This window comes from Sulfurospirillum cavolei (assembly GCF_001548055.1).
GTDB lineage: Bacteria > Campylobacterota > Campylobacteria > Campylobacterales > Sulfurospirillaceae > Sulfurospirillum.
In genome coordinates this window covers 85,114-102,445 of record NZ_AP014724.1, presented here as the reverse complement: position 1 = coordinate 102,445, position 17,332 = coordinate 85,114, and the positions used below count along the sequence as shown (strand labels likewise).

Annotated in this window: 14 protein-coding genes; 9 read left to right on the top strand and 5 right to left on the bottom strand. The window is 44.6% G+C overall.

The window, feature by feature from the left end; all coding sequences use genetic code 11:
* Positions 1 to 2 precede the first annotated feature (2 nt).
* The 5 genes from UCH003_RS00525 to UCH003_RS00505 are packed head-to-tail and all read left to right on the top strand — an operon-like array spanning position 3 to position 5,699.
* The gene (locus UCH003_RS00525) at positions 3 to 1,319 is read left to right on the top strand and encodes a DegT/DnrJ/EryC1/StrS family aminotransferase (RefSeq protein ID WP_060824991.1); all 1,317 of its coding nucleotides are present in this window, start codon (positions 3 to 5) and stop codon (positions 1,317 to 1,319) included.
* Positions 1,316 to 2,383, top strand: a complete 1,068-nt coding sequence (locus UCH003_RS00520) for a hypothetical protein (RefSeq protein ID WP_060824990.1) — start codon at positions 1,316 to 1,318, stop codon at positions 2,381 to 2,383. The genes UCH003_RS00525 and UCH003_RS00520 overlap by 4 nt, the downstream gene beginning before the upstream one ends.
* On the top strand, positions 2,364 to 3,008 hold the full coding sequence (locus UCH003_RS00515) for a class I SAM-dependent methyltransferase (protein WP_060824989.1): 645 nt from the start codon (positions 2,364 to 2,366) through the stop codon (positions 3,006 to 3,008). The genes UCH003_RS00520 and UCH003_RS00515 overlap by 20 nt, the downstream gene beginning before the upstream one ends.
* Positions 3,009 to 3,065: 57 nt before the next feature.
* Complete coding sequence (locus UCH003_RS00510) at positions 3,066 to 3,689, top strand: pseudaminic acid biosynthesis-associated methylase (RefSeq protein WP_060824988.1); 624 nt, start codon at positions 3,066 to 3,068, stop codon at positions 3,687 to 3,689.
* The gene (locus UCH003_RS00505) at positions 3,690 to 5,699 is read left to right on the top strand and encodes a motility associated factor glycosyltransferase family protein (protein WP_060824987.1); all 2,010 of its coding nucleotides are present in this window, start codon (positions 3,690 to 3,692) and stop codon (positions 5,697 to 5,699) included.
* 109 nt (positions 5,700 to 5,808) lie between these two features.
* Here the strand turns inward: UCH003_RS00505 and UCH003_RS00500 are convergent, their stop codons facing one another.
* On the bottom strand, positions 5,809 to 8,229 hold the full coding sequence (locus UCH003_RS00500) for a flagellin (protein ID WP_060824986.1): 2,421 nt from the start codon (positions 8,227 to 8,229) through the stop codon (positions 5,809 to 5,811).
* A gap of 159 nt (positions 8,230 to 8,388) precedes the next feature.
* Here UCH003_RS00500 and topA point away from each other — a divergent pair, with 159 nt between their 5' ends.
* From topA to UCH003_RS00485, 3 genes are all read left to right on the top strand, one after another.
* Positions 8,389 to 10,461 carry a type I DNA topoisomerase gene (gene topA / locus UCH003_RS00495; protein WP_197653522.1) on the top strand — a complete coding sequence of 691 codons (2,073 nt, stop codon included), beginning with the start codon at positions 8,389 to 8,391 and terminating at the stop codon, positions 10,459 to 10,461.
* Between the two features lie 74 nt (positions 10,462 to 10,535).
* On the top strand, positions 10,536 to 11,378 hold the full coding sequence (locus UCH003_RS00490) for a biotin synthase (RefSeq protein WP_060824984.1): 843 nt from the start codon (positions 10,536 to 10,538) through the stop codon (positions 11,376 to 11,378).
* Between the two features lie 256 nt (positions 11,379 to 11,634).
* Positions 11,635 to 12,921: a citrate synthase gene (locus UCH003_RS00485; protein ID WP_039675621.1), complete on the top strand. Its 1,287-nt coding sequence runs from the start codon at positions 11,635 to 11,637 to the stop codon at positions 12,919 to 12,921.
* A gap of 84 nt (positions 12,922 to 13,005) precedes the next feature.
* Here the strand turns inward: UCH003_RS00485 and UCH003_RS00480 are convergent, their stop codons facing one another.
* From UCH003_RS00480 to recA, 4 genes are read right to left on the bottom strand one after another with little or no spacing between them, the layout of a single operon-like run.
* Positions 13,006 to 13,713, bottom strand: coding sequence for an AMIN domain-containing protein (locus UCH003_RS00480; protein ID WP_060824983.1), 708 nt, complete (start codon positions 13,711 to 13,713; stop codon positions 13,006 to 13,008).
* Positions 13,714 to 13,726: 13 nt separating this feature from the next.
* On the bottom strand, positions 13,727 to 14,002 hold the full coding sequence (locus tag UCH003_RS00475; RefSeq protein ID WP_039675619.1) for a hypothetical protein: 276 nt from the start codon (positions 14,000 to 14,002) through the stop codon (positions 13,727 to 13,729).
* Positions 14,002 to 15,270, bottom strand: a complete 1,269-nt coding sequence (gene eno, locus UCH003_RS00470) for a phosphopyruvate hydratase (RefSeq protein ID WP_039675617.1) — start codon at positions 15,268 to 15,270, stop codon at positions 14,002 to 14,004. Before eno ends, UCH003_RS00475 begins: the two co-directional genes overlap by 1 nt.
* Positions 15,267 to 16,304, bottom strand: coding sequence for a recombinase RecA (gene recA, locus UCH003_RS00465; protein ID WP_173636968.1), 1,038 nt, complete (start codon positions 16,302 to 16,304; stop codon positions 15,267 to 15,269). Before recA ends, eno begins: the two co-directional genes overlap by 4 nt.
* A 156-nt stretch (positions 16,305 to 16,460) precedes the next feature.
* Here recA and UCH003_RS00460 point away from each other — a divergent pair, with 156 nt between their 5' ends.
* Complete coding sequence (locus tag UCH003_RS00460; protein WP_060824982.1) at positions 16,461 to 17,324, top strand: menaquinone biosynthesis family protein; 864 nt, start codon at positions 16,461 to 16,463, stop codon at positions 17,322 to 17,324.
* The last annotated feature ends 8 nt before the right edge of the window (positions 17,325 to 17,332 follow it).

The window sequence follows — 17,332 nt, the reverse complement described above, 5'->3', positions numbered from 1 at the left end:
AAATGAAAAAATTAGCGATTAATGGTGCAGAAAAACTCAGAACCACCCCTTTCCCCGCGTACAACACCATAGGCGTAGAGGAAGAAGAAGCCGTGCTTCGTGTGCTTCGTAGCGGAAAACTCTCCACGTATCTGGGTGCTTGGCATGAGGATTTTTACGGCGGAAATGAAGTGCGCGCTTTTGAGAAAGAGTGGGCAGCGTTTTTTGGCGTCAAACATGCCATCAGTGTGAACTCCGCTACCTCAGGACTCATCTGCGCGGTAGGAGCGGCTGGAATTGAAGCGGGCGATGAAGTCATCGTCAGCCCCTACACCATGTCAGCCTCCGCTGTTGCCCCGCTTTTTTACGGTGGTATTCCTGTTTTTGCCGATGTGGAAAAAGATACTTACTGCTTGGATCCTAAAAGCGTTGAGCAAAAGATTACCCCCAAAACCAAAGCGATCATTGTTGTTGACATTTTTGGGCAACCTTACGATGTGGAAGCCATCAATGCACTGGCACAAAAGCACAACCTCATCGTCATCGAAGATGCGGCGCAAGCCCCGGGTGCCATGTATAAAAATGAATTTGCGGGCACGCTTGGCGATATGGGTGTTTTTTCACTCAATTACCACAAACACATCCACTCAGGCGAAGGCGGTGTCATCGTCACCAATGATGACGCCCTTGCCAATAAACTCCAACTCATCCGCAACCACGCCGAATCGGTCATCGCGAATAAAGGCTTTGACACACCAAATGACCTTGTCAACATGGTCGGCTTTAACTTTCGTATGACCGAGATGGAGTGTGCAGTGGCGCGTGAACAGCTTAAAAAACTGCCCTCTTTACTCAAAACGCGTCAAGAAAATGTCGCCTACATCAACGAAGCACTTAAAAGCATTCCGTGCCTCAAAACAACCACGATTCGCGAGCACGCCAAACACGCTTTTTACGTTCATCCTTTAGAGTTTGATGCCACGTTAGCGGGCGTTTCTCGCGATGTTTTCATCAAAGCGGTCAAAGCGGAACTTCCTCGCACCATTATGCGTGATGATTCCGATGTTTTAATCGGATGCGGATATGTAAAACCGATCTACTTGCAACCGCTTTTTGCGCACAAAATCGCGTTTGGAAGCAAAGGCTATCCGTTTAACCTCTCCACTGTAACCTACCAAAAAGGCAACTGCCCTGTGTGCGAAAGCCTGCATTTTGAGCGCCTTTTTACCCACGAGCTGATGCGCCCGGGTATGAGCAAAGACGATATGGACGATGTGGTAAGAGCGTTTCGCAAAGTATGGGAAAACAAAGAGGAACTGTTCACGGATCGACACTCATGAATTTTATTTTTAAGCATGAAGATGCACCGACGTTTGAACGATTATGGAACGAGTACCTCGGCACACATCGTAGCGACTTTCATTACGCCTTAGCACTCATAGAATACGCGCTCTCCTATAGCAGTCGGTTGCATATGGATCAAAGTTTCGTTGTAGAAGAAAATAACCGATGCGTGGGTATTTGCTTTCTGCCGATAGAGACGAGTACGCACGACGGGTTATCGATTTCGATAGCCGAAGGATACGTCATAGCACCCTTGGCATGCTCTCATAAATACGAAGAAGCGATTTTTGAAAAAATTGACGCTATTTGTGCACTTTTCAATATTTCACTCGTCAAATTTAAACTCTCGGCGTTCGAAGACAGCCGCTTTAATCGACTACGATTATACGGTTTTATAGATACGACGAGCACGACAGGTACGCTCGATCTGCAAACCTCGAAAGAAGAGCTTTGGACAAACCTTCGAAAACGCTACAAATCTTTCATCAACTCCGTCATTAAAAACGATGCGTTTTCCATTCTTTACTCGGATCATTCCAATGCGCAAACCATGCATCAGACGTATGTCGCTTTTCATAAAATTCATATGCAAAATGCCGGTAAAATTCCAAAAAGCGATGAAATATACCGCAAGCAATTTACCCTTATCGAAAACCGCTTAGCAACCGTCATTGCCGTTTGTTATCAAGACTCCATCGTAATGGCAAACTATTTTTTCCACGACACCCGCAACGTTATTTACGCCAGTAGTGCTTACGACACACGTGAACTTTTTCACCATTTACCGTTAAATCATTACTTGCTATGGCATGCTATCGTCTATTTCAAAGAACAAAATTTCACGACTTTCGGATTCGGAGAGCCGTGTATTTTAAATGCAATTAACGGTTTTACCGATTATGCGGACGAAAAAGAGCTCAATATCTCGCATTTTAAGCGAGGCATGGGTGCCCAGACGATCTCGCATATGCAAGCTATCAAATTCTATCACTATGAGCCTTTGATTCGACTCATTGATCAATTTAAGTTGGAGGTCACGAATGCATTCTGCAAACATTAAAGAAAACGCTATTGCTATTTACAACGATTCGGCTCACAAATTCGGTGCGCATACCTTAGCGTCCGTACACTGGGACGACGAACAAAAAGCTCTTTATCGTTATCATCTGATTGCCAAACACATCCCAAATGAGAGTAATGTTTCCGTTTTAGATATCGGTTGCGGTAACGGTGGCTTATTGAGGCATTTGAACTACTCTGGTTTTCGAGGAACATACAACGGCTACGATATCAACGCGCTTTTAATCGATTGTGCTAAAGAGCTTTATCCAAAGTATAGCGAGCGTTTTAGCGTGGTTGATATTTTAAACGATACGCTCAACGATACATTTGATTACGTCGTTCTTAGCGGTCTTTTTAACAGTAATTACGGACAAGATTTTCAATGGATTTGCTCTTTTATTGAAAAAATGTACGCTTTGGCAAACAAAAAAGTTATTTTTAACGCAATTTCAACCTATACGAATTTTAAAGAAGAGACTATGTTCTACATCAATCCGTTTGAAATTTCGGATTTTATTATTCAAAACTTTTCACGAGAGATCATCGTCGAACACGGACAACTCCCTTATAATTTTCAAATCAGCATTACCAAAGAGGCGGCGTGGAAATCGCTCAACGCATAATACCTCGGAATACTTGTTGCTTACTAGATTAAACTTTGATGAGGATGGAGCTATTAGATGAAAACGTATCAAACAGAGCAAGAAAAATTTTGGGCTGGAAAATTTGGCGATGAATACATTCAACGAAACCAAGGGGCATGGCTTTTAGCCTCTAATACGGCACTTTTTGCATCGATTTTGAAACGCACGAATCATGTTCAATCCGTCATCGAATTCGGTGCCAATATCGGTATGAATATCCATGCTTTAAAAACTCTCCTACCGCATGCGCAGCTCAATGCCGTCGAAATTAACGAAACGGCGGTCAACGAACTCAAAAAAATTCACGACCTTCACGTACACCATAAATCCATTTTAGATTTTTCGGCACCTTCGCCTTATGACCTCGTCTTTTCCAAAGGCGTTTTGATTCATATTGACCCTCAAGCCCTTCCGCACGTCTATCAAACAATGTACGAGAGCTCTCGACGCTACATCTGCCTGATCGAATATTACAATCCGACGCCGATGGAAATTCCCTATAGAGGCTTTAGCGAAAAAATGTATAAACGCGATTTTGCCGGAGAGCTCATGGATACGTATCCTGATTTACAGTTAATCGACTATGGCTTTGTATACCGTAGAGATCCCGTCTTTATTCAAGGAGATTTAACGTGGTTTTTAATGGAAAAAAGAGGCTAAATGGAAAACATCGAACAGCAAGCACTCACTACGTTTCAAAAAAATTTAGCGTATTTCCAAACCTCTCATAAAGCCGTCTATGACAAAATCGCTCTTTTAAACATGCTAATCGAAGAAGGAAAATATGCGGAACAATACGCATTAGAGTATAAAGACGAAGGGTATTTCGACGTTTGCGAGCTCTCTTCTTTGCAATACCTTTATAATGAGAATAGCCTACGTAGTGCGCAAAAAATAATCGATGCATACGATCTCAAAAAAACGGGCGGTGTTTTTAAAGCACAAAAATATTGTCGAGCCAGTGAAGAACAAGCCGAACTCATCGACAAAAGCGAACTCTCTTTTCATAACGCTTTATGGGCAACCATTAAAATTATCAACTATACGAAAAAATATGCGCCGGATACGACGCATATGAAACAATCCGCGAAAGTCATCTTTTTAGGCGTCGGATTAGGGCTGTACCTTCAAGGAATTATCAAAAAATTAAAGTCGAAAATTATCTTCATCAAAGAAAAAAATTTAGAACTTTTCAGATTATCCTTGTTCGTCACGGATTATGCACACGTTTTAAATGATCGTATCGCTTTTTTTTCGCTTACGGACGATGAAGTGGCGGAGAGGGAACTCTTCGTGGCATTTTTAAATACCGGCAACAATCACAACCTTAACATCAAACATGTTCCTTTTATGGTTCATTACCAAAGCGAATTGCAAAGGTTGCAAGGACATGTACTTTCGCAAGATTATATCAATTACGGTTACAGTGCCATTTTATTGCGCTACGTCGATTCCCCGAAATACTTGGTTCAAAATTATGCTTTTATCAATCTTATGATGCGTTATCACGGCAGAGAAGGAAACATTTTGAGCGACAAGCCTGTTCTGATGGTTTTTTCCGGCCCTTCGACCCTCAAGAATATCGAATGGCTCACCGCCAATCGCGATCGGTTCATCATCGTTTCCGCACTTTCGACATGTCGACTTTTACACGCACACGGGATTAAGCCGAACATCGTCGTACACATCGATCCGGGTGAAAACAGTGCTTTACTCTTTGAAGGCTTAGATCCGCAAACCTATTTTCATGACGTTATCGCTATTCTTGCTTCCAATGTCGATGAGAAAACCGTTAGTCGCTTTCATAAGGATCGTATCTATTTTATCGAGCAAGGAACCGAGTACAAAAAAGGATTCGGCTATTTTTCGGCACCGAGCGTCGGCGAATATACGCTTGGAATTATGATGATTTTGGGTATCTCCGACATGTACATGTTAGGTGTAGACTTAGCACTGGATCCCGATACCATGCAAACGCACGGCGGATATCATCCGTATCAAGCAAAAGGTGCCGTAGAAACGCACAATGCGTCTTTAGATCCTAACGCCTCCGCAACGTATGTCAAAGGCAATTTTTTGGAGCACATTCCTACGCTTGAGGCTTATAAACTCTCTATCGAACAAGCTGCTTTATTTACCGAGCGGCTCAAAAAAGAGCATCATCACATCTACAACTTGAGTAACGGTGCTTATTTGGAAGACTGCGAACCTTTACATGTCGAAACGTACGACTGGCAAAAGTTTGAACCGCTTAACTACACGGCAACCCAAGCACAACTCGGTACTTTTTTCAGTACGATTTCCGAAGCACGCTTTAACCAAGAAGACCGTGCACAAATGCTTTACCAAGTCAACGAAGCTAAAAAACTTGAGAAAGTCGTCAAAACGTTCCAAAAGAAAAAATACGCTACCGTCGAAGCATATCTCACGACGCTAGCAAAGCTTTCATGGGATTTAAGCGATATGGAGAATAAAACCGGCTCGAATTTGGCGGAAGTTTATTATCAATACTTTCAAATTATTCTCAGTTATATCTACGACTTCTTCAACACCGAAGAGCTCGAGCAGCCTCTTAAACATATTCAACCGCTTAATACGCTCCTAATACGTCAATTGCTTAAAATCTCTACGACATACGTTTCAAAATTAGAAAGTTTTTTAAAGGCATAAAAAAACCCGCGTTGCGAAATGATGCAACGCGGGTTTGAAGTGTCTATCCAAGGTTCTTTAGAACCTTGGATATTCATTGAAGAACGTTTTCGCAAAAACTTATCTAAAACTATTGAAGTAGTTTAAGAACGTTTTGTTGTACAGAGTTTGCTTGGCTCATCGCATAACTTCCTGATTGTGCAAGGATGTTATATTTTGAGAAGCTTGCAGACTCGGCAGCAAAGTCAACATCACGGATATTAGATTCCGCTGATTTAACGTTTACTTGCGTTACGGAGATGTTGTTAATCGTACTCGTGATTTGGTTTTGAACAGAACCGAGATCGGAACGAATACTATCAAGGTTGGTAATCGCCGCAGTAACGATGTCGATCGCTTTCATAGCGCCCTCTAAAGTCGTAACGTCAATTTTTGAAAGGTTGGTAAACGCTTCATTGTTAAGTTCAACGCTATCTTGTCCACCTTTAGAGTTCATAGCAATCGTAGAATTAGCTTTAATAGTAGCATTTGTTCCTGAAGTTCCTTTGATCATCGTAAAGTCGTCGGTAACAACCATACTTGCCGTCAACGTAACGTCTGTACCTAAAGTCGTACCGGCTTTAATTCCAGGACCGCTACCTGAACCGACTTGTGCGGCAGTAAGGTCTTGATTGATAACCGTACCGGCTTTTAAGATACTACCCGTTGCTAAAATAGAGCCTTCTTTAATAACCATATCTTGGTTAATATTTTTGTCAGCAGCAAATTGAACAGATGCTCCAAGTGTAGAGTTTTCTTTAATCGAAGCACCCGTACTTAAAACAGATGAACCGGCAAGTTTAGACTCGATCGTCGTCGTAAGCGTATTGGCTCCGAGCGCTAATTTATCGCCAAGAACCGTTCCGGCTTTCATGATACTACCGGCTACGAGAACCGTATTGTCTTTAATAACCATATCTTGGCTTGTCGTCACTTGAGAAGAAACAACGATATCCGCTCCGAGTACCGTACCGGCTAAAAGCTTACTGCCTGCTGCGATCATAGCATCCGCATCAAGAACATCTACTTTCATCAACATATCTTTTGAGAGCGTTACTTGATCGGACAAAATAAGATCGGTATGAAGAACCGTTCCGGCTTTATACAACGTACCGCCGTTATCGATATCTTGCATCAAGGTCGTACCAGCATCTAAAACAGAACCTGCCGCAAGAACGGAACCGGCTTTAATCAGCATATCACTGCTGAGCGTGGCGTCTGCATTCGTATTTAACGTAGCACCTAATGTCGTATCTTTGCTGATAGTTGAACCGGAAGCTATCGTAGAACCTGTTTTCAACAAGGTGTCCGTACTTGCAGTAAAAGACGCCGTTAACGTAAAATCACCGCCCAAAGAACTGCCTGCAGCTAAAGTACTCTCTGCCGCAAACGAACTACCGATTGCAAGAACGGAGTCTTCAACCGTTGTGACAGTAGCAGCGGTCGTAAAGTCTACTCCAACGGCTGCACCCATTTTAGAACCCGTAATTTGGAACGTAGAAGAACCGGCTTGTGTTACTTCAAGATGTCCTACGGTGCTTAAGTCTTTATTGGTGCTTGTCGTTACGCCGGAAAGATCGCCCGTAACACTGATAGCTCTACCGTCTGATGACGTAAGTTTAATCTTGCCGTCTGTCGTTTTGCTTGCCGTTACGCCCGTTTCGGTTGATTTGTTATTGATTGCCGTTAAAAGCGTACCGTCTGCATCGTTTACCGTAACATTGATAGAACCGATATTAACGCCGTTGATTGCAAAATCGCTACCTGTCGTACCGGCAGTAATGGCCGCCGTCGTACTCGTAACAACCGCTTTTGCGGAAATTCCCGTGTCACCCGTGTATTGGTTAATCAAGTCGGCAAGTTTTCCCATACCGTGTTCTGGGTCATTGTCGGATTGAATATTAACGGAGGCAAGTTGAATTTCTTTGCCTGAAGTAGCACTTTTAAGCGTAAGTTGATTAACGCCTGCACTGGCAAGTGACAAATCAGCTGTACTAACTTGTCCGATTTGGCTTGTTTGTGCAGAAGCGATACTGACTTTTACGCTCTCGTTTGCACTTGCACCCATTTGGAATTCTTTGTTGGTAAATGTACCGGAAAGAAGTTTTTGACCGTTGAAAGACGTCGTTTTTGCGATGATGTTAAGTTCTTCCATCAACTTATCGATATCTTTTTGGATCGCCAAACGTGTTGTAGAGTTTTGACCATCACTTGCAGCTTGAGTAGCTTTAGTTTTGATGGTATCAAGAATTGAAGAGTACTCGTTAAGAGCACCGTCCGCCGTTTGAATCAAACCGATCGCATCGTTACCGTTAGAGACCGCTTGAGCCAAAGAACTTGCTTGTGATCTCAAAGAGTCTGCAATTGCAAGACCTGAAGCGTCATCTGCCGCTTTATTGATGCGAAGACCTGAAGAAAGTTTGGCAAGAGAGTTGTCCAAACTTCTGTTGTTCATCGTTGCACTTGTGTGAGCCGTCAAGGCAGCGGTGTTAGTATTAATACGGAAACCCATGATAAATCCTTTTATCTGTAATTTCGCAGGCATCCTTGCCTTTGATGAAAACAAGATCGACACCCTCAAAAAAAACTTTAGTTTTAACGCATAGTTTTCAAAAGATTTTTTTTTCGATAGAATACGCAAAAATGTTTACATGTAAAGATGGAAAAATTAGTGAAAAATCTCATTATCGTCGAATCCCCGACAAAAGCAAAAACGATTAAGAATTTTTTAGGCAAAAACTATACGGTTGTCGCATCTAAGGGTCATATTCGCGATCTTCCCAAAAGCAGTTTCGGTATCAAAATCGAAGATAAAGCCTTTATACCCGAGTACCGCGTCTCCAAAGATCACGCAAGCGTGGTCAAAGAGATCAAAGAGTTGGCAAAAGAAGCGGATCAAGTCTATATCGCGACCGATGAGGACCGAGAAGGAGAGGCGATCGGCTTTCACATCGCTACGGCGATCGGAAAAGATCCCAAAAGCTTGCCGCGCATCGTTTTTCACGAAATTACCAAACACGCCATCACGCATGCGTTGGAGCATCCGCGCGTCTTAGACGAAAGCAGCATCAACGCGCAACAAGCCAGACGATTGCTGGATCGTATCGTCGGTTACAAACTCTCGCCCCTACTCTCTTCTAAAATCCAAAAGGGACTCAGTGCCGGCAGGGTACAATCCTCCACACTTAAAATCGTCGTCGATCGCGAAAAAGAGATCCGCGCGTTTAAAGAAGAGGAGTTTTGGAGTATCGATGCGCTCTTTAACAAAACCGTCGAAGCCTCGTTAATCGAGTTTGAAGGCGAAAAAATCGAAAAAATGAGCATCCAGAACGCGGCGCGCGCTAAGGCAATCAAAGAGACGCTGGTGCACGAAAGTTTTCAAGTTGCGTTAATCGAGAAGAAAGAGCGCGAAAGCTCTCCGAGTCCGGCATTTATGACCTCGACGCTTCAACAAAGTGCTTCGAGTTCACTAGGATACTCTCCGAAAAAAACAATGATTTTGGCGCAAACGCTTTATGAGGGCGTGCAAACGCACTTAGGCACGATGGGCGTCATCACGTACATGCGAACCGACTCTTTAAACGTTGCACAAGAGGCGATTCATGCGGCGCGCGAAACGATTCAAAAAGCCTACGGCGAAGCTTATTTGCCGGAGAAACCCCGTTTCTATGCCAACAAAAGTAAAGGAGCGCAAGAGGCGCACGAAGCGATTCGTCCAACCATTTTATCGTTTACGCCCGAAATTGCCAAAGAGTACCTTAAACCCGACGAGTTCAAGCTCTACGCACTGATTTACAATCGCTTTTTAGCGTCTCAAATGACCAACGCGCGTTTCGAGTCGCAAACACTCATCTTTGAAAGCACGCACGGTAAATTTAAAGCAACGGGAAGAAAACTTCTTTTCGACGGCTTTTACAAAGTGTACGGCGATAACGACAAAGACAAACTGCTTCCGAACCTCTCACTCCAGCAAACCGTCACGCTCAGTAAACTAGATGCCAATCAGCATTTTACCGAACCGCCTTCACGCTACTCCGAAGCAAGCTTGATCAAAAAACTCGAAAGTTTGGGTATCGGTCGTCCTTCGACGTATGCACCGACGATCTCGGTATTGAGTGCACGCGAATACATCGGCATCGAGAAAAAGCAGATCGTTCCTACTGAAATTGCGTTTCAAGTCACCGAACTTTTGGAAAAACATTTTCCGCAAATCGTCGATTCTTCGTTTACCTCGACAATGGAAGAGCGTTTAGACCTTATCGCCGAAGATAAAGAGGACTGGCAATCGATTTTATGGGAGTTTTACGAACCGTTTGAGGCGCAAGTCGCTCAAGGTAAAACGGGCATCGAAAGCCAAAAAGTGGTCGTTTTCACCGGCGAAATGTGCCCTGAGTGCGGCAAAGAACTCGTCAGACGCAAAGGACGCTTCGGCGAGTTTATCGCATGCAGTACCTATCCAACATGTAAGTACACCCAAAACCTCAAAAAAACGACCGCCGCCGCGCCGAAGGAGAAAATTACCTTAAGCGTTCCGTGTCCCGAATGCGGAGGCGAGATTATCGAGCGAAGTTCCCGTCGCGGAAAATTTTTCGGTTGCGGAAACTATCCTAAGTGCAAATTTATCTCCAACTACGAACCGACCGATAAAAAATGCCCCGAATGCGGCTACATTATGGCAAAACGCGAACTGCGTAAAAAAGAGATTTTTGAGTGCATTAAATGCAAGCATAAAGTAGACGCCTAACAAGCGTCTTTGGCTTCTTTAGCTCAATGCGTCTCCTTGCAAAACTCTATGAATGATGAAGGAAAATACCGTCTATGAAAAAATCCATCTTTTTATGTGCTATTAGTAATATCTCTAGCGGAAGTTGTGCGGAAGATTGCGGCTTTTGTACGCAAAGTGCGCATCATCGAGCCGATATTGCGCATTACAAATACAAATCGATCGAGCAAATCGTTTTTGAAGCAAAAAATGCGGCAAAAAACGGAGCGATCGGCTTTTGTTTGGTCACTTCGGGCTTAGGCTTAGACGATAAAAAACTCGCCTACGTCTGCGAAGCTGCACGTGCGATCAAGGCGGAACTTCAAGACATTCATCTCATCGCCTGTAACGGCATCGCCAGCGTCGATCAACTCAAAACACTGAAAGGTGCCGGCATCGATGCGTATAACCATAATCTCGAGACCTCTCAAGCCTTTTACGAACGTATTTGCACGACGCATTCGTGGGAAGCGCGTTACCAAACCTGTCTTAATGCGAAAGAAGCGGGACTAGCACTTTGTAGCGGAGGCATCTTCGGGCTGGGAGAGAGCGAAGAAGACCGCCAAGCGTTCATTCAAAGCGTTCAATCGCTCAATCCTTTTACGATGCCGATCAACTTTTTTATCCATAATGCGGCATTGCCGCTTCAAACGGCGCACCTGAGCGAAGAAGAGGCATTGACTATTCTTCGGCAAATACGCCAAGCCCTTCCGCAAACGCGCTTAATGATTGCAGGCGGGAGAGAGACGACCTTTTCGCCCGAATGTGATATTTTTGAAGCGGGTGCGGACGCGATCGTCATCGGCGATTACCTCACGACCAAAGGGGAACTGCCTGAGCGCGATCGTGCGATGATCGAACGCTTAGGCTACGAAATCGCCCGTACATGTCATGCCTAAAACCTTCAAAAACGATGCACGATAAACCGTTGCGCGCAATGCCTGAAAGAGACATTTTAGGCTTTGTGCGCAACGGTTTATGCCTGTGTCGCATGCGTTGATTGTACTCATACTCCATTTTGCGCGAAGCCTATTCTAAAATTTTTGAACTAACTTTTTAAATCATCTTCTCTCTAATTCAATTGTGCTTACAATTTAGACTATCTGCGAAACGAAAGATTTGATATAATAAATTATTATTTGAAAAAGGATGCGTATGAGTAAAGATTCTATTAGCCTGACCGACAACCGTACGGGTAAAACTTTTGAATTTCCGATTTTAAAATCTACGATGGGACCCGATGTCGTGGATATCTCTACGTTTTATCCCGAAACGGGAATGTTTACGCTCGATCGCGGATTTACCTCGACCGCAAGCTGTCGCTCACGCATCACGTACATCGACGGCGATATCGGCAAATTGATGTATCGAGGATACGATATCGAATATTTGGCGACGAAAAAATCTTTTTTGGATACGGCGTATCTGCTTTTGCACAAAGAGTTACCCTCTAAAGACGAATACAAAAACTTTTTAATGGAACTCAAAAAACGTTCGTTTATTCATGAAAGTATGCGAAAACTCTTCGACGCGTTTCCGGACAACGCGCATCCGATGGCGATTCTCTCCGCCGCAGTCTCAGCACTTTCGGCTTTTTATTTTGATCACTTGGATTTGGATTCGCCCGATCAAGTGAAAGAGATGGCGCACCGCGTCGTTGCAAAAATTCCTACAATTGCGGCATTTTCGTACCGTTATTCGCAAGGGCTTCCGATTATCTATCCCGATTTGGATAAAGGATTTACCGAAAACTTCTTGTACATGTTGCGAGGCTACCCGCATCATCATATCGATCTCAAACCGATCGAAGTCAAAGCGCTCGATACGATTTTTACCTTGCATGCCGACCATGAGCAAAATGCTTCCACGACGGCGGTTCGCGTCGTTGCGTCCACCCATGCGCATCCTTACGCGGCTATCAGTGCCGGTATCGGAGCCTTATGGGGTCGAGCCCACGGCGGTGCGAATGAATCGGTCATTCGCCAATTGGAGATGATCGGCAAAGTCGAAAACGTCGATAAATTTATCGCGAAAGCCAAAGACCCTAACGATCCGTTTCGATTGATGGGCTTTGGACACAGGGTGTATAAAAACTTCGATCCTCGTGCGACGATTTTGAAAAACCTTCAAAAACAATTGGTGAGCGATTTAGCGTTAGATACCGAATTAATGGCGGTTGCGCACCGTATCGAAGAGATCGCTTTAAACGACGATTATTTTATCAAACGCAAGCTCTATCCGAATATCGATTTTTACTCCGGACTCATTTTGCAAGCGCTCAAAATCCCCAAAGAGATGTTTGCGGTTATTTTCGTTATCGGTCGAACGCCCGGATGGATCGCGCAATGGATCGAACTCAAAGAACAACCCGATATGAAAATCGCCCGACCGCGACAACACTATTTAGGACCGCTTGAGAGAACACCCAAATACGAACTTTAAAAAGTAACATGTAAGGATTCCCCTTACATGTTACGCGCTCTTTTTTATTTTCTTTCCGACATGTCAAAAAGAATCAACGTAAACTTATTTGAGTTTAATCACATACCCGCCGTTAAAGGGCAAAATATCGTAACGATAATGCCCGTCTAGCAAAATCGCCACCCTGTAAAATCCGTCATGCCCGCCAAGCGTCGCCGAAACGAAAGGTGCTTGCGCAATCGTCAGCGTTTGCGTGGCAAGCGTATTGTTCTTTTTAAAATCAACCACGACTTTATACGGGTCGGCAATCAAAAAATCGCGCACTTTCGCATCTTGCGTAAAAATAGAAATCTCGTTACCGTTCACGCTTAAAGCCAACGTAGTGTTAAATTTTAAAGGATCGGGTTCTTTTTTAGGAGTCGTTATCTTCGGCAACGTAACGCTTTTGGGAGTTTCTTCTTTTTTCTCTTTGATGGCGTTAACAAGAGCTTGCGTGGTATTGGACTCTTTGGTTTCTTTCAAAGGTACTGCTTTTTGCGCCGAGAGGATTAAGGGTTGGTGCCAATCGATATTTTGATCAACGGCGACGATCTCTTCACTGATCGAGCCGTCAAGATTTTGGAACGTAAGGGTAAGGCTGCGTAAAATACGCGCACTGGAGGGAAGCGTAACGGAGGCGGTGGAAAAATCCGTACGCGTTTCTTCGACTTGCGTTGCTTTCCCGATCGTTTTGGATTCGGCGGATTCGAAAGGATTTTCCCTCGCTTCTGCAATCATAAAAAGTGATAGTAAAAGCCAAAGAACCTTGCGCATCTGCTCTCCTTATTTAGCGTTTATCGGGGTCTAACTGCCTAAGCTCGAAATACTCTTTTTGTAACACCGCATTCTCTTCTTTAAGGCTTTGAATCTTAACGCTTAGGGTATCTTTATCGGCCTGAAGATTGAGTAAGACGTCTAACGAACTTTTACCGAAAAGCACGTCTCCGATGTAAAGACCGAAACCCACTACGACGACGACCAAACCCAAAATTTTCAAAGAGAAGAGAGCCGTTCCGCCCTCTTCTTCTTTTTCATCTTCAAATTCGTCTAAAACATCGCTCATTAAACAAAGAGTTCTTTACCGATATACTCGCCTACGACGAGTTCGTTATCGATCGCAAGCAGGCGATTGTATTTTGCCGTTCGCTCGCCGCGCGCCGTCGCGCCCGTTTTGATTTCACCCGTATTAAGAGCTACCGCGAAATCGGCGATAAATGCGTCTTCGCTCTCGCCGCTTCGATGGCTCATAATACATTTGTAGTTATTGCGTTGCGCCAAGCGAACGGTTTGCATCGTCTCGGTCACGGTACCGATTTGATTCGGTTTAATTAAAATGGCATTACCGATACCTTTAGCGATACCTTCGGCTAAGATTTTTTTATTGGTAACAAAAAGATCGTCGCCGACGAGTTGGACTTTAGCACCGAGTCTATCGGTCAAAAGTTTCCAGCCTTCCCAGTCGTCTTCGCTCAAACCGTCTTCGATAGAAACGATCGGATATTTTGCGCAGAGGTTTTCATAATACGTCACCATTTCGGCACTGCTGAGCGTTCGTTTTTCGGATTCGAGTCGATAACCGCCTTCACAGACCAGCTCGCTGCTCGCAACATCAAGTGCAATCGCAATATCGATACCGGGTTTATAGCCCGCTTTTTCAATCGCTTCCATAATCACTTTAATCGGCTCTTCGTTATCTTTAAGATTCGGAGCAAAGCCGCCCTCGTCGCCCAGAGCCGTACTCTCGCCCATTGCCGCGATTAATTTTTTCAAATGATGGTACACTTCGGTCGCCGCACGAAGCGCTTCGGTAAAGCTCTCGAAATTTAAAGGCATAATCATATACTCTTGGAAATCGACGCTGTTGTTGGCGTGGCTACCGCCGTTGATAATATTAAACATCGGTGTAGGAAGCGTCATCGCATTGCTACCGCCCAAATAGCGGTACAAAGGAATATCCAAACTCAACGCCGCCGCACGTGCGACCGCCATTGAAACGCCCAAAACCGCATTGGCGCCTAAACGTCCGTAATTGTCCGTACCGTCAAGCGTTTTCATCGCCTGATCGATCACGGCTTGATTAAACGGACTAAGCCCGATTAGCTCGTCCGAAATTTCACCGTTCACGTTTTCGCAAGCTTTTAATACGCCTTTGCCCATATAGCGATTATCGCCGTCTCGAAGCTCTAACGCTTCGCGTTTGCCCGTACTTGCACCGCTTGGAACGATTGCGCTTGCGCACGTACCGTCACTCAAGGTGACCGTAGCGCGTACGGTAGGATTGCCCCTACTGTCTAGCACTTCGTCTGCTACAATATCTTCAATATAAATCATTCATCGTCCTTTATGTCGTCTGCTCCGCATGCCATGACCATGGCATTGCCGTTGATCGCTTGTTTTATTTTTTCTTCGATTTCTATGGCTAGTTCTTTATTTTCTTTCAAAAAGGCCTTCACGTTTTCACGCCCTTGCCCGAGTTTGGTTTCGTTGTAGCTAAACCATGCACCGCTTTTATCGATAATATCGAGCTTAACGCCGTAATCGACGAGTTCACCCTCTTTAGAGATACCCTCTCCAAACATAATATCGAACTCTGCTTGACGAAACGGAGGCGCTACTTTATTTTTAATGACTTTTGCTTTGACCCTGTTACCGATTTGCTCTTCGCCTTGTTTCAGCGTTGCGATCTTGCGTACGTCGATCCGTACCGATGCGTAAAATTTCAAAGCGTTTCCGCCGGTAGTCGTCTCGGGCGATCCGTATCCCATCGTTCCTATTTTCATACGAATTTGGTTGATAAAAATAACCGTCGTGTTCATTTTATGAACGACCGCCGTTAGCTTTCGGAGTGCTTGACTCATCAGCCTCGCTTGAAGCCCTACATGTGAATCGCCCATATCGCCTTCGATCTCGCTTTTAGGCGTTAACGCCGCAACGGAGTCGATGACGATCACGTCGACCGCGCCGCTTCTGGCTAAGGTCTCGACGATGTCGAGTGCTTGTTCGCCGAAATCCGGTTGCGATACCAAAAGGTTTTCGATATCCACGCCCAAATTGCCCGCGTATTTTACGTCCAAGGCATGCTCTGCGTCCACAAACGCACACACGCTTCCTTTGGCTTGCGCTTCGGCGATAATTTGAAGCGAAAGCGTCGTTTTACCCGAGCTTTCCGGTCCGTACACTTCGATAATACGTCCCTGAGGAATCCCTCCGATTCCCAAAGCTAAATCCAATCCGAGCGAACCGGTGCTAATCGACGCGATCGGCTCGACGACGCGATCGCCGAGTCTAACGAGCGCACCTTTTCCAAACGCCTTATCGATCTGCTTGATCGCCAAGTCTAACGCTTTTTTCTTATTTTCGTCAATTTGCATGAATGACCCTTTTCCGTAATGATATTATTGTAGCATTTCGAGCTTGAAAAAGCCCTTTGAACGGATTGTAGTGAAAAATTAAAACCCTCTCTCAAAATATTTCAATCTGCAATATGCTAAAATAAGCCACTCTATTTTTAAAGGATCGTTTTGAGGAGATTAACCGTAGCGCATTCCCCCGACGCCGACGATATTTTTATGTATTACGCGATTAAATTCGGTTGGGTCGATCTTAAAGATATGCGCTTTGACAACATCGCTTTAGACATCGAAACGCTGAACCTTGAGGCACTCAAAAACACTTACGACGTCACCGCAATCAGCTTTGCGCTCTATCCTAAAATTCGAAACGACTACGCGCTCCTTCGCACGGCGGTCAGTTTCGGCGAAGGGTACGGACCGAAGCTCATTAAGAAAAAAGAGACCCAACTCAAACGCAATTTCAAAGTCGCGCTGAGCGGAACGCATACGACCAACGCGCTGCTCTTCAAAATCGCTTATCCGGATGCTCGCATCGTTTACAAAAACTTTTTAGAGATTGAAAAAGCCGTTTTGCAAGGCGAAGTCGACGCGGGCGTTTTGATTCACGAAAGCATTCTCGGCTACGACGATACCCTCGTCGTCGAAAAAGAGCTTTGGGATATTTGGAAAGAGCTTTGCCCTAAAGAGTTACCGCTTCCTTTAGGCGGTATGGCGTTGCGTCGTTCAATGCCGCTACTGTGCGCCATCGAATGCGAAAAAGCACTGATCCGAGCCGTAGAGATCGCCCATACGCACCAAAATATGCTTTCAAAAATGCTTCTAGAACGCCGTCTCGTACGCGTCGATCATGCCACGCTGCAAACGTATCTCGGGCTTTACGCCAACGAACACTCTATCGAGATGAACGACGCCCAATACGAAGCGATCGATTTGCTTTTTTCATTGGGATATACCCACGGCTTTTTCGACCAAAAAATCCATGCGCGCGACTTTTTGATCCCCAAAGAGTACGAAGCGTTGCGAAACGATTGAGGGAAAAG